Annotated in this window: 3 protein-coding genes and 2 rRNA genes (1 of these 5 running past the window's edge); all 5 read left to right on the top strand. The window is 58.4% G+C overall.

Going from position 1 to position 11,347, the window contains the following annotated elements:
• Positions 1 to 1,624, top strand: a 23S ribosomal RNA gene (locus PMI23_RS01180) (it extends 1,265 nt beyond the left edge of the window).
• A gap of 151 nt (positions 1,625 to 1,775) precedes the next feature.
• Positions 1,776 to 1,891, top strand: a 5S ribosomal RNA gene (rrf, locus tag PMI23_RS01175).
• 154 nt (positions 1,892 to 2,045) lie between these two features.
• On the top strand, positions 2,046 to 5,498 hold the full coding sequence (gene recC / locus PMI23_RS01170; protein WP_007911629.1) for an exodeoxyribonuclease V subunit gamma: 3,453 nt from the start codon (positions 2,046 to 2,048) through the stop codon (positions 5,496 to 5,498).
• A complete protein-coding gene (gene recB / locus PMI23_RS01165; RefSeq protein ID WP_007911624.1) occupies positions 5,495 to 9,184 on the top strand; it encodes an exodeoxyribonuclease V subunit beta in 3,690 nt (1,229 codons plus the stop codon). Before recC ends, recB begins: the two co-directional genes overlap by 4 nt.
• Positions 9,181 to 11,289, top strand: coding sequence for an exodeoxyribonuclease V subunit alpha (gene recD, locus PMI23_RS01160; protein WP_007911623.1), 2,109 nt, complete (start codon positions 9,181 to 9,183; stop codon positions 11,287 to 11,289). Before recB ends, recD begins: the two co-directional genes overlap by 4 nt.
• Positions 11,290 to 11,347: the final 58 nt, after the last annotated feature.

The raw sequence follows: 11,347 nt of genomic DNA, 5'->3' as shown, positions 1-11,347 counted from the left end.
GTGAAAAACACCCACGCCGAAAGACCAAGGTTTCCTGCGCAACGTTAATCGACGCAGGGTTAGTCGGTCCCTAAGGCGAGGCTGAAAAGCGTAGTCGATGGAAAACAGGTTAATATTCCTGTACTTCTGGTTATTGCGATGGAGGGACGGAGAAGGCTAGGCCAGCTTGGCGTTGGTTGTCCAAGTTTAAGGTGGTAGGCTGAGATCTTAGGTAAATCCGGGATCTTAAGGCCGAGAGCTGATGACGAGTGTTCTTTTAGAACACGAAGTGGTTGATGCCATGCTTCCAAGAAAAGCTTCTAAGCTTCAGGTAACCAGGAACCGTACCCCAAACCGACACAGGTGGTTGGGTAGAGAATACCAAGGCGCTTGAGAGAACTCGGGTGAAGGAACTAGGCAAAATGGCACCGTAACTTCGGGAGAAGGTGCGCCGGTGAGGGTGAAGGACTTGCTCCGTAAGCTCATGCCGGTCGAAGATACCAGGCCGCTGCGACTGTTTATTAAAAACACAGCACTCTGCAAACACGAAAGTGGACGTATAGGGTGTGACGCCTGCCCGGTGCCGGAAGGTTAATTGATGGGGTTAGCTAACGCGAAGCTCTTGATCGAAGCCCCGGTAAACGGCGGCCGTAACTATAACGGTCCTAAGGTAGCGAAATTCCTTGTCGGGTAAGTTCCGACCTGCACGAATGGCGTAACGATGGCGGCGCTGTCTCCACCCGAGACTCAGTGAAATTGAAATCGCTGTGAAGATGCAGTGTATCCGCGGCTAGACGGAAAGACCCCGTGAACCTTTACTATAGCTTTGCACTGGACTTTGAATTTGCTTGTGTAGGATAGGTGGGAGGCTTTGAAGCGTGGACGCCAGTTCGCGTGGAGCCATCCTTGAAATACCACCCTGGCAACTTTGAGGTTCTAACTCAGGTCCGTTATCCGGATCGAGGACAGTGTATGGTGGGTAGTTTGACTGGGGCGGTCTCCTCCTAAAGAGTAACGGAGGAGTACGAAGGTGCGCTCAGACCGGTCGGAAATCGGTCGTAGAGTATAAAGGCAAAAGCGCGCTTGACTGCGAGACAGACACGTCGAGCAGGTACGAAAGTAGGTCTTAGTGATCCGGTGGTTCTGTATGGAAGGGCCATCGCTCAACGGATAAAAGGTACTCCGGGGATAACAGGCTGATACCGCCCAAGAGTTCATATCGACGGCGGTGTTTGGCACCTCGATGTCGGCTCATCACATCCTGGGGCTGAAGCCGGTCCCAAGGGTATGGCTGTTCGCCATTTAAAGTGGTACGCGAGCTGGGTTTAGAACGTCGTGAGACAGTTCGGTCCCTATCTGCCGTGGACGTTTGAGATTTGAGAGGGGCTGCTCCTAGTACGAGAGGACCGGAGTGGACGAACCTCTGGTGTTCCGGTTGTCACGCCAGTGGCATTGCCGGGTAGCTATGTTCGGGAAAGATAACCGCTGAAAGCATCTAAGCGGGAAACTTGCCTCAAGATGAGATCTCACTGGAACCTTGAGTTCCCTGAAGGGCCGTCGAAGACTACGACGTTGATAGGTTGGGTGTGTAAGCGCTGTGAGGCGTTGAGCTAACCAATACTAATTGCCCGTGAGGCTTGACCATATAACACCCAAGCAATTTGCGTCGAAGAGACCAGATTGCGGTGTGTGAAGACGAAACGAACCGAAAGTTCGAAAGACTCACAAAACACCAGCTGTCACATACCCAATTTGCTGAAGCGAGGCCACAAGGCCACGACTCAGTACCCGAATTTCTTGACGACCATAGAGCGTTGGAACCACCTGATCCCATCCCGAACTCAGCAGTGAAACGATGCATCGCCGATGGTAGTGTGGGGTTTCCCCATGTGAGAGTAGGTCATCGTCAAGATTAAATTCCGAAACCCCAATTGCGAAAGCAGTTGGGGTTTTGTTTTGCCCGCAGGAAAGTTCTTACAGCATTCACGGACGCCGTCCGGCTGTCATACCCTGCCGACAATGCTAAGGTTCTGCCCTGGCTTTTGTACTTCTCCAAGGAAACCCTTATGCCGGACGCCCAGTCCCTCAACGCTGCATTCATGGTGGTCCAGAGCAATAGCCTGGACGAGCTGCGCAGCCTTGTGATCAGCATAATGCGGCGCTATCCACTGGCCCCGCTGGAAAACGAAATCGCTCTGGTGCAGAGCAACGGTATTGCCCAGTGGCTCAAATTGGCTTTGGCTGAAGATCCAGAGGACGACGACCTCGGAGGTTGCGGCATTGCGGCGGCGATTGATGTGCAACTGCCGGGCAGTTTCATGTGGCAGCTTTATCGCATGGTATTAGGCCGAGATGAAATTCCTCCCAAATCCCTGCTCGATAAGGCCCCGCTGACCTGGCGTCTCATGCGCCTCCTCCCACAGGTCATTGATCGCCCGCATTTCGAGCCATTGCAACGCTTCCTTACCCACGACGCCGACCTGCGCAAACGCTATCAATTGTCCGAACGCCTGGCGGATCTGTTCGACCAATATCAGGTGTACCGGGCCGACTGGCTTGAAGACTGGGCCGAAGGTCGGCATCAACTGCGCAACGTCAGGGGAGAAGTAAAGCCACTGCCCCCGACCAGTTGTTGGCAGGCAGAACTGTGGCGTGCGCTGCTGGATGACGTGGGCGAGCAAGGTATGGCGCAGAGTCGTGCCGGCGTTCATCAACGGTTTATCGAACGCATCAACAACCTCACCGAAGCGCCTGCGGGATTGCCATCGCGAGTGATCGTTTTCGGGATTTCTTCACTGCCAGCCCAAGTGCTTGAGGCGCTGGCCGGGCTTGCGCGTTTCAGTCAGGTCCTGCTGTGTGTACACAACCCCTGCCGGCACCACTGGGCCGATATTGTCGCCGACAAAGATCTGCTGCGGCATCAATACAAACGGCAATCGCGCAAGACTGGAATGCCCGCAGTGCTGGACCCTGAAACGCTGCATCAACACGCCCATCCACTGTTGGCTGCGTGGGGCAAACAAGGCCGGGACTACATAAACCTGCTCGACAGCTATGACGATCCCAATAGCTATCGGGCGGCTTTTCGCGATGGCCGCATAGACCTGTTCAGCGAAACTCAACCACACAATCTGCTCAATCAACTACAGGACGATATCCTGGAGTTGCGCCCACTCAACGAAACACGTGAACATTGGCCTGCTGTCGATCTGGCAAAGGACGAGTCGATCCGTTTTCACATTGCCCACAGCGCTCAACGTGAAGTTGAAATACTGCACGACCAGCTTCTCGCGCGCTTTAGTGCCAACCCGCATCTGCGTCCGCGCGATGTGATCGTGATGGTGCCTGACGTCGATAGCTACGCACCGCATATCCGCGCAGTATTTGGTCAGCTTGATCGCCATGATCCGCGATTCATACCCTTCACATTGGCCGATCAGGGGCAGCGCGGCCGCGATCCACTGCTGATCGCAGTCGAACACCTGCTCAAGCTTCCCGACAGTCGTTTCCCGGTCAGTGAAATCCTCGACCTGCTCGACGTTCCCGCACTTCGCGCGCGTTTTGGTGTGGAAGAGCGCGACCTGCCAACACTGCACCGCTGGATCGAAGGTGCGGGCGTGCGCTGGGGCATGAACGCCGAGCAACGCGCGGGCCTGGGGTTACCCGACGAACTAGAGCAAAACAGCTGGCATTTTGGTCTGCGCCGCATGCTTCTCGGTTACGCCGTCGGCAGTGCCAATGCGTGTGAAGGAATTGAACCCTACGATGAGATCGGCGGACTCGACGCCGCACTCATCGGGCCGTTGGTGGCTCTGCTCGATGTCCTGGAACTTGCCCACCAACAGCTCACCCAACCCGCTCAACCCAAGGAGTGGGGATACCGTTTGCAGGCGCTGATGCAACTGTTCTTCAAGGCTAGTAACGAGCATGACGATTATTTGTTGACCCAACTCGAGGAACTGCGCGAAACCTGGCTGGAAACGTGTGAGGCCGTCGGTCTGACGGATGAGCTACCACTGACCGTGGTTCGTGAAGCCTGGCTCGCGGGGCTGGACCAAGGGCGATTGTCTCAGCGGTTTCTGGCTGGCGCCGTGAACTTCTGTACGCTGATGCCCATGCGTGCCATTCCGTTCAAACTGGTCTGCCTGCTGGGAATGAACGACGGCGACTATCCACGGGCGCAGCCGCCGCTGGACTTCGATCTCATGGGCAGCGACTACCGTCCGGGAGATCGTTCGCGGCGTGAAGATGACCGCTATCTTTTGCTCGAAGCACTTTTGTCAGCGCGCAATCAGCTGTACATCAGTTGGGTCGGCCGCAGCATTCGCGACAACAGTGAACGACCGGCTTCCGTGTTGATCGGCCAGTTGCGCGATCACCTCGCCAGCGGTTGGCGATTGCTCGACGAAAGCGGTGATCTGTTAAGTGCCATGACGCAAGAGCATCCGCTGCAACCGTTCAGTGCGCGCTATTTTCATGACGGCGATCAACTCTTCAGCTATGCCAGCGAATGGCAGGTTCTGCATCAACAGCATGAGCCTCAAAACGAAACTCAGCTACTTACCCCTTATGTGCAGGAGGAGCCGTTGAGCCTGGCTTTGTTGCAGGATTTTTTACGCAATCCGGTTCGGCATTTTTTCACCCAGCGCCTCAAGGTGTATTTCGAGGCTGCCGAAGCACCGCTGGCTGACGAAGAACCCTTCGTATTGGACGCATTGCAGCGCTATACGCTCAGCGACAGCCTGCTCGAAGCCGCTCTCAGGCAGCCGGACAATGTCGATCAGGCTTTGACTGCCCAGGCCCGCCGTCTGCAGAACAGCGGTCTGCTGCCAATGGCCGGGTTCGGCGAGTGCCTGCAACGAGAGCTGATCGAACCTTTGCCGGATTTGCTGCAGCGTTATCAACAATTGCTGACACTCTGGCCGACCCCTCTGAACAGTGCGATGCCGATCAATCTAGAGTTGCAGGGTTTGCGTCTTGAAGGCTGGCTTGCCGGTTTGCACCAGCGCACCGACGGTGGCCTGTTGTCGGTCACGACCATTCCCAACAGCATTGGCTCGATCAAAAGCCGCAAATGGCATCGCCTGACCAAGCCTTGGATCAATCATCTGGTGGCCTGCGCCAGTGGACTTTCGCTGACGACAGCATTGGTCGCCAGCGACGATACCTTGCTGCTTGAACCCATGGAGCCAGCACGGGCGATACGTTTTCTTGGCGACTTGCTCCTCGCCTGGCAGGCAGGCATGCGACAGCCACTGCCAATCGCGGTAAAAACCGCTTTTGCGTGGCTTTCCCAGACCGACCCTCTGAAGGCCGAAGCCGTGGCACGTAAAGCGTATGAAGGTGACGGGCAGACCAGCGAAGGTGAGCGCCGCGAGAGCCCGGCGTTGTCCCGGCAATACGCCGACTTCGATGCATTGCTGGAGGACGAAACATTCTCCGGTTGGTGCGACGCGTTGTATCGCCCTCTGTTTGAAGCGCCTTGGCGTTCGCTGTCCACCGAAGGGACTCGCGCATGAGTACAAAGACTCCCCTCGCACTGGCCTTTCCCCTACAGGGCAGCCAGTTGATCGAGGCCAGTGCCGGTACCGGTAAAACCTTTACCATCTCGGCTTTGTATCTGCGGCTTATCCTCGGACATGGTGACGAGGCGAGTGGATTCGGCCGCGAATTGCTGCCACCACAGATTCTCGTGGTGACCTTCACCGATGCCGCGACCAAGGAGCTGCGTGAGCGCATACGTACGCGTCTGGCTGAGGCAGCTCGATTCTTTCGTGACGAAACGGCTGCGCCCGATGCATTGATCGCCGAATTGCGTGACCAATTCGACACCCAACAATGGCCCGGTTGTGCCAACCGCCTCGATGTCGCCGCGCAGTGGATGGACGAGGCCGCCGTCTCAACCATCCACAGTTGGTGTCAGCGCATGTTGCGTGAGCATGCGTTCGACAGCGGCAGCTTGTTCACCCAATCCCTGGAAACCGATCACAGCGACTTGCTCGGCGAAGTGCTGCGCGATTACTGGCGACTGTTCTGTTACCCGATGCAGGGCGATGCCTTGAATTGGGTTCGCAGCAATTGGGGGGGGCCGGCGGCGTTATTGCCTCGCGTGCGCGGGCTGTTCGCCAGTGAGCGTGACAGCGACGAGGGCAAGGCGCCTGCGGAGCTTATAGATGAGTGTCTGCAAGAACGCCGCGTGGCGTTGATCGAACTGAAAATGCCCTGGCGCCTGTGGGCAGACGAATTGCTCGCCATTTGCCAGCAAGGCGTCGCGAGCAAAACCGTCGACGGGCGCAAGATGCAGGCGCGTTACTTTGAGCCGTGGTTCGAAAAGCTCAAGGCATGGGCCGAAGACGAGACCTTGGAGCAACTGGATATCGGTACTGGTTTCACTCGACTGACCCCCGACGGGATGGCGGAAGCGTGGAAAGGCCAGGCTCCAGGTCACCCGGGTCTGGATGCCATGTCAAAGCTCAAGTCGAGCCTCGATGCATTGCCGACCCCCGATGCCGCTGTGTTGCAACATGCTGCCAAATGGGTCGGCGCACGCTTTGAAGAAGAGAAGCGGCGTCGCGCCGAGATGGGCTTCGACGACATGTTGTTACGCCTTGATGCCGCTCTGCAATCCGATGGAGGCGAACGTCTTGCGACGTTGATTCGCGAGCAGTTCCCGGTCGCACTGATCGACGAATTCCAGGATACCGATCCGGTGCAGTATCGAATCTTCGAAAGCATCTATCGCATCGAAGAGAACAGTCCCGAGACCGGCCTGTTCCTGATCGGTGACCCGAAGCAGGCGATCTACGCTTTCCGCGGTGCAGACATCTACACCTACCTGCGCGCGCGTCAGGCCACCACTGGCCGACTGCATACACTGGGCACCAACTTCCGCTCCAGCCATGGCATGGTCAACGCGGTCAATCATGTATTCGAGCGCGCCGAGTCCCGAGAGCAGGGACGCGGCGCGTTTTTGTTCCGCGAGAAAAACGGCGACAACCCGGTGCCGTTCCTGCCCGTGGAATCTCAGGGCCGCAAGGAACGCCTGCAGGTTGCCGGGCAGGAAGTCGCAGCGTTGAATGTCTGGCACTTGTCCAGCGACCAGCCACTGTCCGGCGTGGTCTATCGCCAGCAATTGGCAGCGGCGTGCGCCAGCGAAATCACCGCGCTGCTCAATGGCGGACAAAGCGCTGACGCGGGGTTTGTTCAGGACGGCAAAGACTTCAGAGGTCTGAGGCCGTCCGACATTGCGATTCTCGTGCGCGACGGCAAAGAAGCCCAGGCCGTACGCGCTGAACTCGCCGCCCGAGGTGTGCGCAGCGTTTATCTGTCGGACAAGGATTCGGTATTCGCGGCTCAAGAAGCTCACGATCTGCTGTCCTGGCTCAAGGCCTGTGCCGAGCCGGATGTCGAGCGCTCCCTGAAAGCCGCATTGGCCTGTATCACCCTGAACCTGCCATTGGCCGAGCTGGAACGTCTGAACCAGGACGAACTGGTCTGGGAAACCCGGGTCATGCAGTTCCGTGGCTATCGCGAGCTATGGCGCAAGCAAGGTGTGCTGCCGATGTTGCGCCGCCTGCTGCACGACTTCCACCTGCCGCAAACCTTGATGAAACGCACCGATGGCGAGCGTGTACTGACCAACCTTTTGCACTTGTCGGAGTTGATGCAGCAAGCGGCTGCGGAACTGGACGGTGAACAAGCGCTGATTCGCCATCTGGCCGAATTGTTGGCAGTGTCCGGCCAGGCCGGCGAAGAGCAGATTCTGCGTCTGGAAAGTGATGAGCAACTGGTCAAGGTCGTGACCATCCACAAGTCCAAAGGCCTGGAGTATCCATTGGTGTTCTTGCCGTTCATTTGCTCGGCAAAACCCGTGGATGGCAGTCGCTTGCCACTGCATTATCACGACGCCGAGGGCAGGGCTCAGGTGAGCCTGAAACCAACTGCCGAGTTGGTAGCGCAAGCGGACGATGAGCGTCTGGCCGAAGACTTGCGCTTGCTATACGTTGCGTTGACTCGCGCACAACATGCCTGCTGGTTAGGCGTGACGGATCTCAAACGGGGCAATAACAACAGCTCGGTGCTGCACCTATCGGCGCTGGGTTATCTGCTTGGTGGTGGCGCATCGCTTGGCGAGTCCAGCGAACTGAAACGCTGGCTGCAAGACCTGCAACAGGATTGCCCGGCTATCCATATCGATGAAATGCCCCAACCCACCGACGAGCATTACCAGCCCCCGCGCAACGATGCCGTGCTGAGTGCGACACTGCTGCCCAAGCGCAAAGCCAGCGAAAACTGGTGGATCGCCTCCTACAGCGCTCTGCGCATCAGCGATGTGTTGAGTATCGGCAGCGATGAAGCACCGGACAGCCCGCAAGCGCAAAAGCTGTTTGATGACGAACGCCTTGATCCCGACGCGCCGCGCGACATCATTGCCGGCGGTGCCGATATCCACCGCTTCCCGCGCGGTCCCAATCCGGGAACGTTTCTTCACGGTTTGCTGGAATGGGCCGGTGACGACGGCTTCGCCGTTTCCCGCGAAGCGCTGGAAGATGCGATTGCCCGGCGCTGCAATTTGCGCGGCTGGGAGGGCTGGATCAATACTCTGAGTGACTGGCTGCAACATTTACTGCAGTCGTCATTGCCGATTGCAGGTGGGCAGCCGCCAGTTGTTCTGGAGCAACTGAAGCAGTATCGGGTCGAGATGGAATTCTGGTTCGCCAGCCATAAGGTCGATGTAGTCAAACTCGACGAACTGGTGCGGCAGCACACTCACAGGGGCGTGGCCCGTGTGGCGGCAGAACCGGTGCAACTCAACGGCATGTTCAAAGGTTTTATCGACCTGACCTTCGAACACAATGGCCGTTACTACGTGGCCGACTACAAATCCAACTGGCTTGGCGTGGACGACCTGGCCTACACCGAGCAGGCCATGGAGCAGTCGATCCTCGACAACCGTTATGACCTGCAATACGTGCTGTACCTGTTGGCGTTGCATCGCCAGCTCAAGGCACGACTGCCTGATTACGATTACGACCGGCATGTCGGCGGCGCGTTGTATCTGTTCCTGCGTGGCACACGTGCTGACAGTCGCGGGGTGTATTTCGCCCGGCCGCCACGTGAGCTGATCGAACGTCTCGACCGAATGTTCCAAGGCAAACCCGAACCCAAGACCGAGCCCGCCTGGGAACAGGGAGTCCTGCTATGAGCCGCACCTTTGCCGATCTGCTCCCCACGCCGCTGGCAGCCGACAGCCTGTCGAGGCTTTCGCCGCTGACCAGCGCCGATGATCTGTTGATCTTGCTCACTCGTTGGGTCGAGCGTGGCTGGCTGCGTGCGCTGGACAAAGCATTCGTCGCGTTCCTTCACGAACTCGAGCGCGATACGGATCCGCTGGTGCTGCTCGCTGCCGCCCTGACCAGTCATCAACTTGGCCACGGTCATGTCTGTCTCGATCTGTATGAAACCCTGAAAGCTCCTGACTTCGCGCTGTCGCTGCCCCCCGAAGGAGACGTGCAAGGTGGTGTGTTGCTGCTGCCTTCGCAATTGCTCGAGGCGCTCGATGGCGCTCACTGGTGCAAGGTTCTGGCGAGCAGCTCCCTGGTCGCACTGGCGGCGGACACCCGTGATAGCGCAGAGCAACGCCCGCTGGTGCTGTCGGGCAAACGCCTGTATCTGCGACGCTACTGGACCTACGAACGGCGCATCGACACGGCGTTGCGCGAGCGTCTGCAACAAGTCGAGCCGACTCCGGAGGATCTGCCGCAGCGGTTGAATGAGTTGTTCGGATCAGCGAGAACCGGTGAGGTGATCGACTGGCAGAAACTCGCCTGTGCCATCGCGACCCGTGGCGCCTTCAGCATCGTCACCGGCGGCCCGGGCACTGGCAAGACCACCACAGTGGTGCGGTTGCTGGCTCTGCTGCAAGCGCCGGCAGTCGCCACCGGTCATCCGCTGCGGATTCGTCTGGCGGCACCGACGGGAAAGGCTGCGGCGCGGCTGACCGAGTCCATCAGCCAACAAGTGCAGTCGCTGAAAGTCAGCGAAGAGGTGCGGGCGAAGATCCCTTGCGACGTCACCACCGTGCACCGTCTGCTGGGCAGTCGTCCCGGCACCCGGCACTTTCGGCATCATGCAGGCAATCGCCTGCCATTGGATGTGCTGGTGGTCGACGAAGCTTCGATGATCGACCTGGAAATGATGGCCAATCTGCTCGATGCCTTGCCAGCCCATGCACGACTGGTGTTGCTCGGTGACAAGGATCAATTGGCTTCTGTTGAGGCCGGCGCAGTGCTAGGCGATTTGTGCCGGGATGCCGAGGGTGGCTGGTACAACCCGCAGACCCGACAGTGGCTGGAATCGGTCAGCGGTGAGTCGCTGCAGGACAGTGGCTTGCATGAAGACGTCGAGGGTGCTCACCCGCTGGCCCAGCAAGTGGTCATGCTGCGTCACTCCCGGCGTTTCGGCGAGGGCAGCGGGATCGGTCAGCTCGCGCGTCGGGTCAATCAGCAGCTGCCGGATGAAGCGCGTCAGTTGCTCGCGGCCGGGCACTATGACGATGTGTATTCGTTGCCGCTCAAGGACGAACAGGATCATAAACTGGAGCGCCTGTTGCTGGAGGGGCACGGCGACGGCCCGCAGGGTTACCGCCATTATCTGAGTGTTCTGCGTGATCAGCGTCCACCGTCGGGCAGACCCCTCGAACATCCGGACTGGATTATTTGGGCCCGCGAAGTCTTGCAGGCGTTCGATACATTTCAGCTGTTGTGTGCAGTGCGCAAAGGGCCATGGGGCGTTGAAGGTCTGAATCAACGGATCACCGCCGCGCTGCTGAGGGCCCGTCTGATCGAAAGCGATCAGCAATGGTACGAAGGTCGGCCAGTCCTGATGACTCGCAACGATTACGGTCTGGGCTTGATGAACGGCGACATCGGGATCGCCCTCAAGCTGCCCGAGCGCGAAGGACCCGACGCGGGCAAACCGGTGTTACGCGTGGCGTTCCCGCGCAACGATGGCCAGGGCGGCGTGCGTTTCGTATTGCCCAGCCGGCTCAATGACGTCGAAACCGTCTACGCCATGACGGTGCACAAGTCCCAGGGCTCGGAGTTTGCCCACACCGCGCTGATCCTGCCCGACGCCTTGAACCCGGTATTGACCAAAGAATTGATCTACACCGGCATCACCCGGGCCAAGCATTGGTTCACCCTGATTGAATCCCGGCCGGGGGTATTTGAGGAAGCGGTGCAGCGAAAGGTCAAACGCCTGAGCGGGCTGATGCTGGAACTGGAGGAAGGGGGCGTGCCCGCGAGGTGAGAATCCCGACGATGGGTGGCGATTACTGACCAACCGGTCAGTGGTCACTGTCTCGCTG

Origin of the sequence: Pseudomonas sp. GM24 (assembly GCF_000282235.1) — a bacterium.
In the GTDB taxonomy this organism is placed as follows: Bacteria; Pseudomonadota; Gammaproteobacteria; order Pseudomonadales; family Pseudomonadaceae; genus Aquipseudomonas.
Note: the sequence above shows the minus strand (reverse complement) of the source record. Positions and strands in the feature narration are given on the sequence as shown.